This is a genomic window from Salmonella sp. SA15303 (assembly GCF_029962125.1).
Classification (GTDB): domain Bacteria; phylum Pseudomonadota; class Gammaproteobacteria; order Enterobacterales; family Enterobacteriaceae; genus Salmonella; species Salmonella enterica.
This window is the reverse complement of the sequence record NZ_CP123924.1, coordinates 1,310,142-1,326,251: the sequence shown is the minus strand read 5'-3', so window position 1 is coordinate 1,326,251 and position 16,110 is coordinate 1,310,142. Positions and strand designations below refer to the sequence as shown.

General features: G+C 56.4%; 13 protein-coding genes. 3 read left to right on the top strand and 10 right to left on the bottom strand.

All coding sequences use genetic code 11. The features are described 5' to 3' along the window. Positions 1–24 precede the first annotated feature (24 nt). Entirely contained in the window at positions 25–2,340 is a 2,316-nt protein-coding gene (pbpC, locus tag QEN31_RS06380) for a peptidoglycan glycosyltransferase PbpC (RefSeq protein ID WP_001014757.1), read from the bottom strand. Further along, complete coding sequence (locus QEN31_RS06375) at positions 2,341–7,275, bottom strand: alpha-2-macroglobulin family protein (protein WP_000681858.1); 4,935 nt, start codon at positions 7,273–7,275, stop codon at positions 2,341–2,343. It lies immediately after the preceding gene. Positions 7,276–7,483: 208 nt separating this feature from the next. On the opposite strand from QEN31_RS06375, the gene sseA reads away from it, so the two are divergent. The 3 genes from sseA to timP all read left to right on the top strand — a co-directional run bounded on the left by sseA (position 7,484) and on the right by timP (position 9,773). Further along, a complete protein-coding gene (gene sseA, locus QEN31_RS06370; protein ID WP_000205241.1) occupies positions 7,484–8,326 on the top strand; it encodes a 3-mercaptopyruvate sulfurtransferase in 843 nt (280 codons plus the stop codon). A gap of 246 nt (positions 8,327–8,572) precedes the next feature. Beyond that, positions 8,573–9,241 (top strand): DUF5066 family protein, encoded by a 669-nt coding sequence (locus tag QEN31_RS06365; protein ID WP_000355342.1) that lies wholly within the window; start codon positions 8,573–8,575, stop codon positions 9,239–9,241. A gap of 415 nt (positions 9,242–9,656) precedes the next feature. Then, positions 9,657–9,773, top strand: coding sequence for a small toxic inner membrane protein TimP (timP, locus tag QEN31_RS06360; RefSeq protein ID WP_242617172.1), 117 nt, complete (start codon positions 9,657–9,659; stop codon positions 9,771–9,773). Between the two features lie 36 nt (positions 9,774–9,809). On the opposite strand, the gene sseB is transcribed toward timP, so the two are convergent. From sseB to iscU, 8 genes are all read right to left on the bottom strand, one after another. Then, complete coding sequence (gene sseB, locus QEN31_RS06355; RefSeq protein WP_001533245.1) at positions 9,810–10,586, bottom strand: enhanced serine sensitivity protein SseB; 777 nt, start codon at positions 10,584–10,586, stop codon at positions 9,810–9,812. Positions 10,587–10,695: 109 nt separating this feature from the next. After that, complete coding sequence (pepB, locus tag QEN31_RS06350; RefSeq protein ID WP_000133541.1) at positions 10,696–11,979, bottom strand: aminopeptidase PepB; 1,284 nt, start codon at positions 11,977–11,979, stop codon at positions 10,696–10,698. Positions 11,980–12,225: 246 nt separating this feature from the next. Further along, positions 12,226–12,426 (bottom strand): Fe-S cluster assembly protein IscX, encoded by a 201-nt coding sequence (iscX, locus tag QEN31_RS06345; RefSeq protein ID WP_000523621.1) that lies wholly within the window; start codon positions 12,424–12,426, stop codon positions 12,226–12,228. An 11-nt stretch (positions 12,427–12,437) separates the two neighbouring features. Next, entirely contained in the window at positions 12,438–12,773 is a 336-nt protein-coding gene (gene fdx / locus QEN31_RS06340) for an ISC system 2Fe-2S type ferredoxin (protein ID WP_001124466.1), read from the bottom strand. A 1-nt stretch (position 12,774) separates the two neighbouring features. After that, positions 12,775–14,625 (bottom strand): Fe-S protein assembly chaperone HscA, encoded by a 1,851-nt coding sequence (hscA, locus tag QEN31_RS06335; protein WP_001196669.1) that lies wholly within the window; start codon positions 14,623–14,625, stop codon positions 12,775–12,777. 12 nt (positions 14,626–14,637) lie between these two features. Then, positions 14,638–15,153, bottom strand: a complete 516-nt coding sequence (hscB, locus tag QEN31_RS06330) for a co-chaperone HscB (RefSeq protein ID WP_000384396.1) — start codon at positions 15,151–15,153, stop codon at positions 14,638–14,640. Positions 15,154–15,348: 195 nt separating this feature from the next. After that, on the bottom strand, positions 15,349–15,672 hold the full coding sequence (gene iscA, locus QEN31_RS06325) for an iron-sulfur cluster assembly protein IscA (protein WP_000028952.1): 324 nt from the start codon (positions 15,670–15,672) through the stop codon (positions 15,349–15,351). A 28-nt stretch (positions 15,673–15,700) separates the two neighbouring features. Beyond that, positions 15,701–16,087, bottom strand: coding sequence for a Fe-S cluster assembly scaffold IscU (gene iscU, locus QEN31_RS06320; RefSeq protein WP_000331704.1), 387 nt, complete (start codon positions 16,085–16,087; stop codon positions 15,701–15,703). Between the last annotated feature and the right edge of the window lie 23 nt (positions 16,088–16,110).

The following is a 16,110-nucleotide window of genomic DNA, read 5'->3' as shown; positions in this document are numbered from 1 at the left end:
TTCATAATTTATTCTGAAGAGTTGTTAACGTATTAATTCAAAATTAACCGCTGCAACCTGACCGGACTCATCCATTACGACAAGTTGATAACGTCCAGCGATATTGAGTAATAAAGAAAGGCGATTATTTTCGCCATTAACAGGTTCGCCATTTAAAAACCACCAGCGACGCCCTTTGCCGCCGGTAGTCGAGACGGGCAGCGTGACGTTTTCCTGGCCTGGCAATTGCCTGATCACCGCGCCATCCCTCACTCCTGACAGCATTAACGGCGCGGCGTCATTGCCCTGTAGCGGCGGACAGTGGTCGGACGCCGCGGGCAAGCGGGCGCTACGTCTTTCCGCAGGCGGCAGCCACGGCTCCAGCGGCCGCGGCCAGACGATAAACGTATGCGCACGCGCCTGCGGACAGTCGGCAGCGACACGCCGCCCCGTATCATCCAGCCAGACCGGGAAACGAATACCGTTGATGTCTTCCTGCTCAGGTAACAGCAGCGTGGGCGGCTGGCTGTCATCGAGCAGCCATGTCGCCAGTCGGCGGCGACAGTTGCTGTCTCCGGCAGGCAGAGTCTGTCCGCCCGGCCAGCAAATGACGCCGCGGCTTACCGCCTGCGGACGCGGATCTTCCGGCAGGCGTCCCGTATGCGCCAGTAACAGATTATTGACCTGGTTAAGCAATGGCACCGCGCTGGCAAAACCAAATTGCCCCACCACAGGCGTGCCGTCGGGTCTGCCTGTCCAGATACCGATGATATAGCGCGCGTTAACGCCAATAGCCCACGCATCGCGATAGCCGTAACTGGTGCCGGTTTTCCACGCCAACGGCACAATGCGCGGCAGCGCGTTATCCGGCAAGGGTTGCGCTTCATCCGCCATAATCCGTCGAATGATCCACGCCGCTCCCGGCGACATTAATGGTCTTTCCGACAGCGGATCGTCCGGCTGTAACCGTAGTTTCGCCGCTTTCCCATGACGAGCGAACGCGCTGTATGCCGCCGCCATCTCGTCAAGCCGCGCGCCCGCGCCGCCCAGAATCAGCGAAAGATTGGGCGCCGCGCCAGCAGGCAAATATAGCGGCAGGCCGACGTTACGCAGTTTTGCCGCAAATCGTTTCGGCCCATAGGCTTCAAGCACCTGAACGGCTGGCAGATTCAGCGAGCGTACCAGCGCGTCGCTCATGCTGACCGGGCCGTGAAATCCGCTGTCGAAGTTTCCCGGGCGGTAATCTCCGGTACGGCGCGGAACGTCCTGTAATAATGATGCGGGATGGATCAAGCCGTCATCCAGCGCCAGACCATACACAAAGGGTTTGAGTACCGATCCCGGCGATCGGATCGCCGTTACCATGTCGACATGACCAAAACGGCTGTCGTCATTAAGGTCTACCGATCCTACCCAGCCGCGCACGCTCATATCGGTATGATCGACGACGATCATCGCCAACGAACTGCGTGCAGGCAGCCGCCCTTTCCATGCCCGCGCCAGATCTTCCAGTTGCCGCTGCAACCCGGCGTCCAGCGTGGTCACAATTTTGTCGTTCTGGCTTTTACTCAACATCATTCGGGCAAAAAGCGGCGCCAGTTGCGGCATTTGACGCGGCGCCAGCCAGACCGGTTCTTCACGCGACTCGCGTACCGTTTCGGCAGGCCAGACGCCCTGCGCCGCCATCCGATCCAGCACTTTATTTCGTGCCGCTTCGGCTCTCGCAGGCCAGCGGTCGGGGCGTAACCGGCTCGGCGCCTGCGGCAATACGGCCAGCAGCGCCGCGTCAGCGTAGCTCAGGCGCGCGGGCGGCTTGCCGAAGTAGGCCCAGCTTGCAGCGCCAATACCCTGTAGCGTGCCGCCGAACGGCGCGCGGTTCAGGTACAGCGTCAGGATATCGCGCTTGGACAAATGCCATTCAAGCTGGAGGGCGCGCCAAAGCTGGCGGATTTTACCGCCGAACGTGCGCGAATGCGGGTCCAGCAGTCTCGCCACCTGCATAGTCAGCGTACTGCCGCCGGAAATAACGCGCCCGGCGGTAAGATCCTGCCATGCCGCGCGCGCGACGGAGAAAGGGTTAACGCCAGGGTGCCGCCAGAACCAGCGATCTTCGTAATTGATTAGGGCCTCCAGGTAGCGGGGAGAGACCTCTTCAATCGTCACCGGATAACGCCAGATCCCCCCGGCGTCGGCAAAGCGCCACAGCGGCGTACCGTCATGGGCTACCACGACCCGCGCAGGATGGACCTCATTGAGCGGCAGCGGCCAGAGTTTATCCGCTGCCCATAACGCCAGGAAAATAAAAAGCGGCGCGCCCGCCAGCCACAGCCAGCGGCCACGTTTACCACGCCAACCGTTCATTTAAGGCGTCACAATCAGCAGCCCCTCGCTCGCGCCGGTTGCCCGCCACTGAGGCGCATACATCGATTCCACCTGCGGTTGCGCAAGCTGGTACGTCCCCGGCGTTACCGCGCGCGCCAGGTAGACCAGCGTCACGGGCTGGCCCTCATTGACAACGACGGCAGCCACAAACCGATCGTCGCGGAATTCCATATACTGAATATCCGCCTGCTGCATCTGATTAAGCAGATTTTGCACTTCGCTACCGCTCTCCGGCAGGCTGGCGCTGCTGTCAGCCAGATTCTGGTTTTCCAGCTCCAGCCCGGCCGGGAGCAGGTCCACCACCAGCGCATCCGGCACATTGCGATCGGCCACTACCGTTAACCAGACCAGCACCAGTTCGCCGCTACGCAACGAGGACAGCGATTTACGCTGACCATCGGTCCCCAGTATTTGTCGTTCAATCTGCAAAACGTTGCTGGCAGGCTCAGGCGCAGATGAGGGATAGCCGCTGCTATCCAGACGCAGCCATAGCGGCTGGCTACCGGTGTTCGTCACCTCAAGGGCGGCCAGCTGGTCAGCATCCAGATTACGGGTCAGCGCCTTGTCGCCCGACAGCGGCTGCGCCTCTAACGAGGTCTGCACCTGCCAGGCGCCCGCGCTGGCCTGTCGCGAATGCGCGGCGAGGAACAAGGCATTGTTCTCCTGGGTAGAGAGCCAGCGCTGACCGAAGGCCTGCTCAGAAAGCGAGCTTAATAGCGCGTTTTGCGCGTCCGGTCTGAGGTTGTTCTCTTCCAGTAGCGACAACATCAGAGCGTTATCGCGCAGAGAACTGCCGTAATCCGCTATCCATTGCCGTTCGTCCTGACGCGGCGTATTCAGAGCCAGCGTAATGGCCTCTTCGCCGCGTCTGGCATCACCCATCGTGTTTAACGCGATGCCCAATTGCATCAGCGGCAGTCCTGAAGCCGCCTGACTACGGCGCTCCCAGATTTCGCGCAGCGTGCCGAGCGGCGCTTTCTGCTGACGCGCCAGTACCAGCGCAGCGTAAGCCTGAGCGGCAAAAGTACTGGCCTGAGTATTATCGCTATAACGAATCAGCATCGTACCGGGATCCTGCAGATAGCGCAGCAGTCGCTCATTGCCCCGGTTAATGGCCTCCGGCGGGACGCTATATCCCTGCTCGCCCGCGCGAATAAGGAAATCCATCGCGTAGGCCGTTAGCCAGGGCTCTTCCGCCCCATTTTCATCCCATAGCGCAAAACCGCCGTTATCACGCTGCATCTGTAGTATCCGGGAGATGCCGATATCTACCGCAGCGCGCCGTTTTTCATCGCTATCGCCGGTAATACCGAGCGACTGCAATTGAGCGGCATTGGTATACAGCGCCGGGAATAACCCACTGGTGGTTTGTTCCAGGCACCCGTACGGATATGCTTTCAGCTCGCGAATGTAGCGCGCCAGATTGAGCGGCGGTTTTCCGCTTAACAGCAGTTGTCCCTGTAACGTGGCTGGCGAGATGTTTGCCAGATGCTGCTCTGGTACATGCCAGCTCTCTCCCGGAGCCAGCGCAATGCCGCTATTTACCGTTTGGGCAGGCCAGGCCGGACGCACGCCGATTTGCCACTGCTTATGCTGCGCGTCGAGGGTTTCTCCCGGCAGATTCAGACCGCTAATGGTCGCCTGGATTTCGCCTTCGCCAAAACCTTCCAGCGCGCGTACCGGAACGAATAAGGTGGTGCGCACGCCCGGCGCCAGGTTGACCGGTTGCGGCTGCTGGCTAAGCAGTTCCAGTAACCCACTGGCGGCGAGCGCAATATTCAGCGTCTGCGGACGGTCGGTCAGATTGGTGACGTCCAGCACCAGTCGCGAAACATCCCCTCCCGCCAGAAAACGCGGCATATTCAGCTCGGCAATCACTGGCGCGGCGACAACGACTTTGCTTTCGCCGCGACCAAAATCGTCCGCTGTCCATGCCTGCGCCATAACCCGCAGTTCGCCGTTAAAGTCGCCAATCGGCAGCGTTACGACCCCTTCGCCCTGCTCATTGAGCGTGATCGGCTGCGCCTGCTGCGCGATGATATTGACATGGTTTACCGGCGGTTTTCCGCCGCGCTTAAGGTCGTCGCCATCGCCGCCAAAACGCAACGCCGCCAGCCGCCCCTGCCCTTCAATGACCTGGCCGTAAATATCGTAGATATCCGCACCGTAGCGTTTTTGACCGAAGAACGCCTGCCACGGGTCCGGCGTCGCGTAATCGGTGATGTTCAATACGCCGCTATCGACCGCGGAGACCAGCACGTTGATCTGTTTTGGCATTTCGCCGTGTTTAACGCTGGCTTTAACCCTGACGGTGAGCGGCTGATTCGGGCGCATTTTAGCCGGGCTTTCCAGCGCCAGATCGAGGCGGCGGTTGTCATCCCCCAGCGGTAGATGTAGTAACCCCACGGCGCGTTTTGGCGTCGCGGAACGAGATTTATCGCCGGGACGCACCACCAGCGTACTGAGATAGAGATCGTGGCGATTCCAGGTTTTATCCACCGGAATCGTGAGCTCCAGCCCCTGCGCCGGCACGTCGATCGCCTGCCACCACAGCGGACCATCGCTGGACTCCACCATCGCATAACCTTTACCGGCGACCGGCGCGGCGATATGCAATTTCATGGTATCGCCTGGACGATAATTCGCTTTATCCAGTTTGAGGGTGACGCGATCCGGACGCGCCGCGCCGCTACCGTCGCTGTTATCCTGCCAGCTATAGCCGGCCCAGAAACGAACGCTGCTGACCGTCTCATTCGGCGCTTTGACCTCCAGACGGTACGCGCCCCATTCCACCGGGAAGCTGACTTTTCCGGTTTCATCCGCGTTCAGATCCAGCGTCTGCTCGCCCTCCACCAGATCTTTTTGATCAAACTGCGACTGCCAGCCTTCGCTTTCCGACCAGTTCCAGTAATAGTCGCGACGCTCGCGGATGAGCCGCACCTGTAAACCGGACACCGCTTTTTTCTCGCCCTGCGCGTTGGCGTAAACAATATCGAATGCGGCGTTGCTGTCTTCGTCGACAATCGGTTGATTAACGGTGGTATCCGTACGGTAGTCGTATACCGCTTTGGCGGCGAACTGTGGACGAATTCCCGGTAACGTATCGGCAGGCCAAATCGCCTGCTCTACGCGACGAGTGACCGGACGACCGCCAGACTCCAGCAGGCTGGCCTGTAGAATTACCTGCAGCGGCGAATGCGCTTCTTGCCACTGGCTGGCAGCACTCACTTCACCACGTCCGCCTTTATCCAACGTCAGTTGAACTTCGTCCAGGCTGCGCGAAAGATTCTCTTCGGCAATATTGCCGAACTGGAAGCCAGGCAACGCCGCGACAGCGTCGCGCAGGGGACGCAGGAAAAGTTGCCCTTGCAGGGTATTGCCGTTAGCAGGCGCGCCATACAAGTAATAGCCGACAACGGAGAATTTCACCTCATCCGCAGGCGCCAGCGGTGTTTTTTGCGCCGTCAGGTTGAGCGCCATCCGCTCCGGCATAAAGTCTTCCACGTGGAAATCCCAACTCCGCAGCAAATTATCGCCGGTGTTGGCGCGGACATGCCACAAGCCGGTCGGCGCGTTGATATCCAGCGGATAATTCAAACGGTATAGCCCGTTTTCCGGCTGGCTGACGACGGTACGCATCACCTGTCCGTCTGGTTTTACCACTTCCAGCTTAACGGGTTGATCGGGCAGCGTTTTACCGTCGCTATCGCGCAGTAATCCGTTGAGGATAACCGTTTCGCCCGGGCGGTAGAGATCGCGCGGGCCGAACATAAAGAACTGCTTGCTGTAGCCGGGCGCGCCAGCGACATTAAATTCCGACAGATCCAGAGCCGGAAGCGTGAGATCGAGCAGCGTGGTCTGCTCCTCTTTACGCGCCAGTAATAGCGCCGCCGCTTTATCAGCCTCCAGTTGCACATGTCCCTGCGCGTCGCTCGTCGCCTGCGCCAGCGTCTGCCCTTTATCATTCAGAAGAACGATCTCAATTCCCGACTGCGCCGCGCCGTTTTCCAGGCTTTGCGTAAAGATATCCAGCCGATTATGGTAACGGTGCGCGGACACGCCGATATCGCTAAGGGTAAACAACGTAGCGGCATTACTATAGTTGTAGTGTCCAGCCTGATTCATTACCGCCACATATACGCCCGCCTGTTGCAGCGGCTTAATATCGCTTAATGGCAGCAGCAGTTTCTCACGCGTATTGCGCGCCGGATTAAGATCAAAACGACCGGTATAAACCAGATCCGCCATTTTCAGCAGATTGTCGGACTCCCAGTTAGAGAGAGAACTACGGTACTCCCACTGGCTGACAAATGACGCCAGCGATCCGGGCTTAACGCGGAAAAAGTTCACATCAACGTGGTTGACGTTAAGCGCCATGACCGGCAGTCCTTCCGCGATTTTCCCCGGTAGCAGCGATCCCCGGCTGGCAAAGCCGACGCTGGGCTGGACATCACGCGTGGTAATCGTTTTTTCATAAGACTTGCCGAAGGTGGCGTTATTCAGCGCCTTAACGGCGGGATCAACCGTGACCACCAGCACGCGCTCAGGTTCCAGATGACGTAACCTTAGCTCTTTTAAATTTGGCGCCAGCTCCCATGCGCCGTCAACGCTGCCGCTTTTCTTATCAACCACGTGAACCACACGGGAGAAATCCTGTTCAGGATCTAAAGGAATTGAAAACGTCAGCACCAGCGTCGCCGCGCCGTCGAGCTGCGCTTCGGAGGCGTCTAATAGCGTGAGCGCTTTGCCCTGGCTTTGCTGCGCCAGCTTTTGTAGCTGTGCCGGGTCTTGCGCGGGCGAGGGCTGCGCTACGGCTGGCGCTTCGCTTTTAGTCGTCGGGGCGGTTTTATCGTTGTTATCGCATCCCGCCAGCGCCAGCATGATCATGCAGGCCACCACGCGTAAATGTTTCATCTTTCATCCCTGGCCTTAACGGCCTGTCAGCAACGGTTGATGAGATATTATGCGCGAGAAATTTTATTGTGTAAGTCCGTATTACTGTGATGATGCGAAAATTTTACGCAGAAATGTGGTTTCGCCAGCCAAAACAGCCTCTTCTACTTGTCCCTTTTCGGGAAACGTCCGACAATTTGACCATAATCAGGTAACAATGGAGATGCCCATGACCACCGCCTTTTTTGTCGCCGCCGACTGGCTTGCCGAACATATTGATGATCCGGAAATACAGATTCTTGACGCCCGTATGGCGCCGCCAGGACAGGAACATCGTGATATGGCGGGCGAATATCGCGCCGGACATATTCCCGGTGCGCTGTTTTTTGATATTGAAGCGCTCTCCGATCGCGCATCGCCGTTGCCGCATATGATGCCGCGCCCGGAAGCGTTTGCGGTAGCCATGCGTGAACTGGGTGTTCGTCAGGATAAACACCTGGTCATATACGATGAAGGCAATCTGTTCTCCGCTCCGCGGGCATGGTGGATGCTGCGCACGTTCGGTGCCGAGAAAGTGTCCATTCTGGCGGGCGGACTGGCGGGCTGGCAGCGCGACGAATGGCTATTGCGCGAAGGCGAGGAAGCGCATGAAGGAGGCGAGTTTGAGGCGAAATTCGCGCCGCAAGCCGTGGTGCGTCTCACCGACGTATTGCTGGCAAGTCATGAAAAAACCGCGCAAATCGTTGACGCGCGTCCGGCGGCGCGTTTTAACGCTCAGGCTGATGAACCGCGTCCGGGACTGAGGCGCGGACACATTCCTGGCGCGCTAAACGTCCCGTGGACGGAACTGGTGTATGAGGGCGAATTAAAGACCACTGACGAACTGAATGAGGTTTTTTTCAGCCACGGCGTGAGTTTCGACAGACCGATTATCGCCAGCTGCGGTTCCGGCGTGACGGCCGCGGTCGTGGTGCTGGCGCTCGCCACGCTGGATGTGCCTGACGTCACGCTTTACGACGGCGCGTGGAGCGAATGGGGCGCGCGTACCGATTTACCGGTTGAACCCGCTTAATATCCGCCATGCCGGATGGCGCTCACGCTTATCCGGCCTACCGTTCAGGCTGATGTAAAACGATCTACAGACATTGTTTTTATTCCGCTCTTTTCCGCTGTCCTGCAAACGGGCATTATTTTCTCTTAATAAAATCCTATTTTTTATCGGTAAATACTTTACGTCCGGTATAAGGAGTATCATTACCGCTGTTTTTGTTTTCACCGGAAAATAACTCCTGTAAATATAATTTTTTAAGGATGGAAAATGGATATTTCACTCACTAATTTAATTGAGTTGGTTAAAAAGGTTAACCGTAATAAGGTACCTACTCCTATGTCTGCCGAGGAAATAAGTCGTCTGCGAGTGCGTAAGTATCGCGATCCGCAAAATACGGAAACCACTGAGTTACCTGAAAGCCTGAAGGCGCTACTGGCCTACGACCGCGATCTCCTGAGCAATTATAATATGCCTGTGATTGAAACATTACAAAAATCTATTGATAACGAGGGAGTAATTCATTCTTACTCCCCTGATGAAGAGGCGTATTACGGCGTTGGCATGGATAGCTCAGGTATTGATATTGAAGATCTGATGCCTGTCTGGAGTAACGATCCCCGTCTTCCGGCATTAATTCGTATCGATCATGTCGGCGATCAGGCCATTTTTATCTATATCACAGAACGGGATGCCAACGGCGAATACCCTATTGCCCGCATGGAACGTAATGAATTCTGGCTGGCGGAGTCTTCCCTGGTGGAATATCTCTATAATATTATTTCGGGCGCTAAAGACATTGGCTTTACCGAAGAGGATTTACATCTTCCGCAATGGAAGGCACAGCAAAAAATGAATGAACAACGCGATGCCGCTTTACTTGACCTGGAGGATTATCATGAGGCGTTTTGGGCAAAACTGGACGCGCTCGTCGATTAATCGACATGATGTCGGGTGGCGCTCACGCTTATCCGGCCTACCGTTCAGGCTGATTTAAAGCGAATCTACATAAATTCTGTTTAAGCAGGCCACAAAAAAACCGCTCAATTGAGCGGTTTTTTTGTGCTGGTCCGGTTCGCGGCCTTTCCAGCAGGCTTTGTTGCCATAGCAACGCAGGCACACCGTAGGGGATTAATACTCCCTTTTAAGGGAGCAAATGTCAATATGATTTACCGGGAAACTATTCAATATTTGAGGTATTATCTTTCCCGGCCCTTTCCGCCGTCTCGCAAACGGGCGCTGGCTTCAGGAGAGGATAACCCATGGCCGTAAGCGCAGGCACACCGTAGTGCCTGCTATCACGGCATTATCGCCAGCGGTGCTGCCGTGATGCGGTCTTCGCAAGGACCGCAACATGAAGGTACGATGCTTTTGTGTCGTGCTTCTTGTTTCTGGCACGTTGTGTCTTCACGCAGACAGAAGCTACCCAGGTAATTCTGTTCCCGTAACGCTCAACGTCCAGAGCAGGTAAGCCAGGAGGCCGCCCTGTTGGGCGGCTTTCTTTTCTTCAGATGATGCGGTTCTGTTTAAAATCGCGCAGGAACCCGCCCCAGCGGCGCTCGTAGAACGGCGCGATATGCTCGGTGATAAAGTGGCTGATACCCTGCTCGCCCTTCCTCACCTGACAAATATCGATCGGTTCGTCACCCGGTAACGTGTCGGTCGCCACATTGCCCGCTGCGTGAATGATCTCTTCAATTTCGCCGTCAGCCTCAATGCCAATCAGCAGATTGGGTTGGGCGTCCGCATGTTCTTTAATCGCGCAGAGAAACGCGCGTTTCACCGGTTTGATGGTTTTAAACAGCGTAGTGAGGGAATCAATCATCTGCGACGGCGGCTCGGCCACTTCGGATAGAATAAGCGACTCGCCGCCTTCCAGCACTTCCTGCGTACTTAACGGACTTCCTTCCTCAGCGAGAAGCAGGCTGATTTCACGCGGCATAAACTCTTTGCCGGTCGGCAATTTAGCGTTGAGGAATAGCGTTTCGCCAAGCGTCATTTCAAACAGCGTGCGCGCCGGCATCACCACAAACGCCTGTTCGTCTTCCACGGCCTGCTGCAGCGCCTCCAGAGAAGTAAAGAAGGGAATGACGGTCGTGCCGTCTTCTTTTTCCCAGTGCTGCAAATCCAGAGCGCTGTCTTCCACAATCGCCTCGCCTTCGGCAGCGCTGCCCGGCACCCAGACGGTGGACTCCAGTAAGGTACGGAAAAATGCCGGACGATGCGCGGGCTCAGTCGCCGCTTTCTCCAGCAAGATTTCTAATTCATTTTTAGTTTCGGACATAGGAATCACAAATTATGTATATGGGTTGTAGGCCTGATAAGACGCACGGCGTCGCCATCAGGCAAAATGCCGGGTGGCGCTTCGCTTACCCGGCCTACAAAAACACCGTTCAGGCGGTCAGCAAATTCGCGATGGTGCGCACACCCAGACCGGTTGCCCCGGCAGCCCACTGCTCAACCGGCGCTTTGCGATAAGTGGCGGAACAGTCAATGTGCAGCCAGCCTTCGCGGTAATTTTCAACAAAGTGCGACAAAAAACCCGCGGCGGTGCTTGCCCCGGCGGGATAAGCCGCGCTGCCGGTGTTGTTCAGTTCCGCAAAGTTAGACGGCAGCTGGTTACGGTGGAACTCCGCCAGCGGCAGACGCCAGAACGGTTCATTTTCTTGCGCCGCGCTGGTCAACAAGCGCCCCGCCAGCGTATCGTCAAAACTGAATAGCGCATGGTAGTCGTTACCCAGCGCTGTTTTCGCCGCGCCGGTTAACGTCGCCATATCAATGATTAGCTGCGGGTGTTGCGCGCTGGCGTCAATCAGGCCATCCGCCAGTACCAGTCGCCCCTCCGCATCGGTATTCATGACTTCGACATTCTTACCATTACGGTAGCGAATAATATCGCCCAGTTTAAACGCATTGCCGCTGATCAGATTATCGGCGCAGCACAGGAACAGTTTTACGCGTTTATTCAACCCACGGGTAATGGCGAACGCCAGCGCGCCCGTTACTGTCGCCGCGCCGCCCATATCGGATTTCATTGAGTCCATAAAAGCGCTTTGTTTGATACTGTAGCCGCCGGAGTCAAAGGTGATACCTTTACCGACCAGGCAGGCATAAACCGGCGCATCTTTGTCTCCCGTCGGGTTGTAATCCAGCGCCAGCAGCACCGGCGGACGCTCAGAACCACGGCCTACGGTATGCAACCCCATATAGTTCTGCTCGCGCAGATCTTCGCCTTTGGTGATACGGTAAGTGACGCTATCGCACGCGACGCTGCACAGCAGATCCACTGCGCGCTGCGCCAGTTGCTCCGGCCCAAGCTCTTCCGCCGGAGCATTAATGGTGTCGCGCACCCAGTCAATAATGGTCAGGCGGTTATCCAGCTCCTGACGTTGGGCATCGTCTAAATCCGGCCACATTACGGTACGGACGCCTTTTGGTCCTTTGTAACCCGCCCAGAATGCCCAACAACGCTCGGTATCCCATCCTTCGCCTGTCAGCGCGACCTGTTTTATTCCCAGGCCGTCGATTTTACGCGCCGCACGCTGGATCAATCCCAGATCGTCTTTACCGTTAAGATGCAAGGTAATACCGTCGTTATTAATACTGTAAGTGGCTTTATCGCCCCAGCGCGCATCGGCAGGCTGCGTGGAAAGCGTAATTTTCATGGCTTCTGTCATTGTTATTTTCCTTATTAGCAAACGGGCCGCCGTAGGGCAGCCCGTTAGATCTTTTGCTAAATGATTCGCGTTGCAGGAAGGCGGCAAGTGAGCGACAAATTCGTCGGGAACGAATTTGCACAGCCAAAGGCTGCCTCTGGTGAGGGACAAGGATGTCCCTCATCATCCCCGGGAGCATAGCAAACTATGTGACTGGGGTGAGCGAACGTAGCCAACGCACCTGCGGCGAGGATCATGACGCAAAAATTACTCTGCTTCATCCAACCAGACTAGCAGAATCGCCTCCAGAATTTTTTCATTGGATGCGTTAGGGTCGTCGTCAAAATCGTCCAGTTCGCAGATCCACTGATGCAGATCGGTGAAACGAACGGTTTTAGGATCGACATCAGGATATGCGTCGTATAACGCTTCGCCGATCTCGCGGCTATCGGTCCACTTGAGTCCCATACTACCCTCTGTTAATGCTCACGCGCATGGTTGATTGTGTAACGTGGAATTTCGATAACCAGATCGTCGTCGGTAACGCGGGCCTGGCAGCTCAGTCGACTTTCCGGCTCCAGCCCCCACGCTTTATCCAGCATATCGTCTTCTTCTTCCGAACTTTCCGGCAAGGAGTCGAAGCCTTCACGTACAATACAGTGACAGGTGGTGCAGGCGCACGATTTCTCACAGGCGTGTTCAATCTCGATGCCGTTGCGCAGCGCAACGTCAAGAATGGTTTCACCGGTCTCAGCTTCCAGAACTGCGCCATCCGGACAAAGATCCTGATGAGGCAGAATAACAATCTTCGGCATGTTAAACCTCGTCTACGGAATGGCCTTTCAACGCGCGACGAACCGACTGGTCCATGCGGCGAGCGGCAAATTCCTGGGTTTGTTTATCTACGTTTTTAATGGCTTGTTCTATGGCGTCAACATCATCGCCTTGTGCGACCGCGCTTAAATGTGCGGCGGCATCATCAATGCATTGACGTTCTGCGGCGCTTAACAGCGCGGCGTCGGCAGTTAGCGCGCCGGTCAAACTTTCCAGCACGCGCGCGGCTTCGACTTTTTGCTCCGCCAGCATACGCGCTTTCACGTCCTGCTCGGCAAAACTCATGGAATCCTTGATCATCGAGGCGATTTCGCCATCGGTCAGGCCATAGGAAGGTTTGACCTGAATGGAGGCCTCGACGCCGGTGGATTTTTCCATTGCGGTGACGCTCAACAGGCCATCGGCGTCTACCTGGAAGGTCACGCGAATATGCGCCCCGCCCGCCGGCAGCGGCGGAATCCCGCGCAGCGCAAAGCGCGCCAGCGAGCGGCAGTCCTGCACCAGTTCGCGTTCGCCCTGCATCACATGGATAGACATCGCGGTCTGGCCGTCTTTGAAGGTGGTGAAATCCTGCGCGCGCGCCACCGGGATAGTGGTGTTGCGCGGAATGACTTTTTCCACCAGGCCGCCCATCGTTTCCAGCCCAAGAGAGAGTGGAATCACGTCCAGCAGCAGCATTTCGCTGTCCGGCTTGTTGCCGACCAGAATATCGGCCTGAATCGCTGCGCCAATAGCGACCACTTTATCCGGGTCAATAGCGGTTAACGGCGTGCGGCCAAAAAATTCGCCCACCCGCTCACGCACCAGCGGTACACGGGTCGAACCGCCGACCATGACCACTTCCAGAACGTCCTGGGGCTCAACGCCGGCATCTTTCAATGCGCGACGGCAGGCCAATAGCGTGCGCTTAACCAGCGCGGAAATGAGATCGTTAAACTGCTCGCGAGTGATCTCCCCCTGCCAGCCCGCAACGTTAACGCGAACGGTATCGGCATCGCTTAAGGCGATTTTCGCCGCAATCGCGGCATCCAGCAGTTCGCGCTGAACGCGATTGTCGCTACGATCGGCAATTCCCGCCTGCTCACGAATATAGTCCGCCAGCAGATGGTCAAAGTCGTCGCCGCCGAGCGCAGAATCACCGCCCGTCGCCAGCACTTCAAACACCCCGCGGCTCAGGCGTAAAATAGAGATATCGAAGGTACCGCCGCCGAGATCGTAAACAGCAATAACGCCTTCTTTGCCTGAGTCCAGACCGTAGGCAATCGCCGCCGCCGTCGGTTCGTTGAGCAGGCGCAGCACATGCAGGCCTGCCAGCCGCGCGGCGTCTTTCGTTCCCTGACGTTGGGCATCATCGAAATAGGCGGGAACGGTAATCACCACGCCATCCAGCTCGCCGGAGAGCGATTCGCTAGCCCGCGCGGCCAGCGCTTTGAGAATATCAGCCGATACGCGCACCGGATTGAGCAATCCAGCCGCCGTGTCAATCATCGGCAGCCCATTAACGCTTGCCTTAAACCGGTAAGGCAGATGCGGATAGCGCGTCTGGATATCCGCCAGCGAGCGTCCCATCATGCGTTTCACAGAGCTGATAGTGTTGGCCGTATCCTGCGCGGCATTGTCACGCGCAGCGTAACCGACCGTATGGCCCTGCTGCTGATAGTGAACCACTGAAGGCAACAGGTGGCGCCCTTCGTGGTCAGGCAGAGTTTCCGCCTGGCCGCTGCGAACCGTCGCAACCAGAGAGTTGGTAGTGCCTAAGTCGATGCCCGCCGCCAGACGACGCTGATGCGGCGCGGCGCTCAGACCAGGCTCACTAATTTGTAATAAGGCCATGTTAGATTCCAGTTAAAAATCGAGCAGCTTTTCTTCGAGTTGTTCTGCGCTGCTTCGCAGTTTATCGAGAAACCGCAGTTTGCGCACCGTATCCGCCGCCGCGTCCCACGCGGCGTTGTCCAACTGTTCCACCATTTGCTGAAGACGAGCATCAAACATCTTTTGTACGCGTTTGATGAAGCTTTCCAGCCGCGCGTCGTCTTTTGATTGTTCGATATCGTCCAGCTCTTCGCGAAGCGTGAGTTGTTCCATCAGAAACGCGGTGTCGCGTACCGTATGTTGCTCGCTGGCCAGATCGAACCCGTGTAAGGAAAGCAGATACTCCGCGCGCGTCAAAGGGTGACGCAGCGTTTGCCAGGCCTGGTTGATCGTGGCGGATTGCTGGACGGCGGCAAGCTGCTGCGCCTGAGTGCCGTTGGCAAATTTGTCAGGGTGATACTGGCGTTGCAGATCCTGAAAACGAAGGCTCAGCGCCTGGGTGTCAATCTGATAACGGGCTGGTAAGCCAAAGAGGGTGAAGTAATCCATAACATTCTCAGGGATAGCCTGTCAGAACAAACCCCACACGCAGGCGACCACGGTGGGGTTATACCTTCTTACTTCGCGCAGCAGATGCGTTGTCTGCGCGGGTTCCCCCAGTCATTTACTCAAGTAAGCGCCAGGGGATTCACTCGCTTGCCGCTTTTCTACAGCACGAATGCTCGGTATAACAGCGGAACACGGTTACACGTGGAAGCTTTCGCCGCAACCACACTCATCTTTCACATTCGGGTTGGAGAATTTAAACCCTTCGTTCAGACCTTCTTTTACGAAGTCCAGCTGTGTACCGTCCAGAAATTGCAGGCTCTTGCCGTCAACCACTACCTTAACGCCTTTGTCTTCAAACACGGTGTCTTCCGCCGTTGGCTCGTCAACAAATTCCAGTACATAAGCCATACCTGAGCAGCCGGAGGTTCTCACGCCCAGACGCAGACCAAACCCTTTACCACGGTTGGCCAGGAAGGTATTAACTCGCGCTGCTGCACTGTCGCTAAGTGTAATCGACATAACAAAACCTCAATGTTAACGTTCTATTTTATTTCGCTTCGCGTTTGCTTTTGTAATCCGCAATAGCGGCTTTAATCGCGTCTTCCGCCAGAATAGAGCAGTGAATTTTCACCGGCGGCAGTTCCAGTTCGTCTGCAATGTCGGTGTTTTTAATCGCCTGCGCTTCGTCCAGGGATTTCCCTTTCACCCACTCCGTTACCAGAGAACTGGAGGCGATAGCGGAACCGCAGCCGTAAGTCTTGAAGCGCGCGTCTTCAATGATACCTTCATCGTTAACTTTAATCTGCAACTTCATGACGTCGCCGCAGGCCGGCGCGCCAACCATGCCGCTTCCCACGTTATCGTCGTTGTTGTCAAACGACCCTACGTTACGCGGGTTCTCATAGTGATCGATTACTTTTTCGCTGTAAGCCATTATAAATTCTCCTGATTCCGATA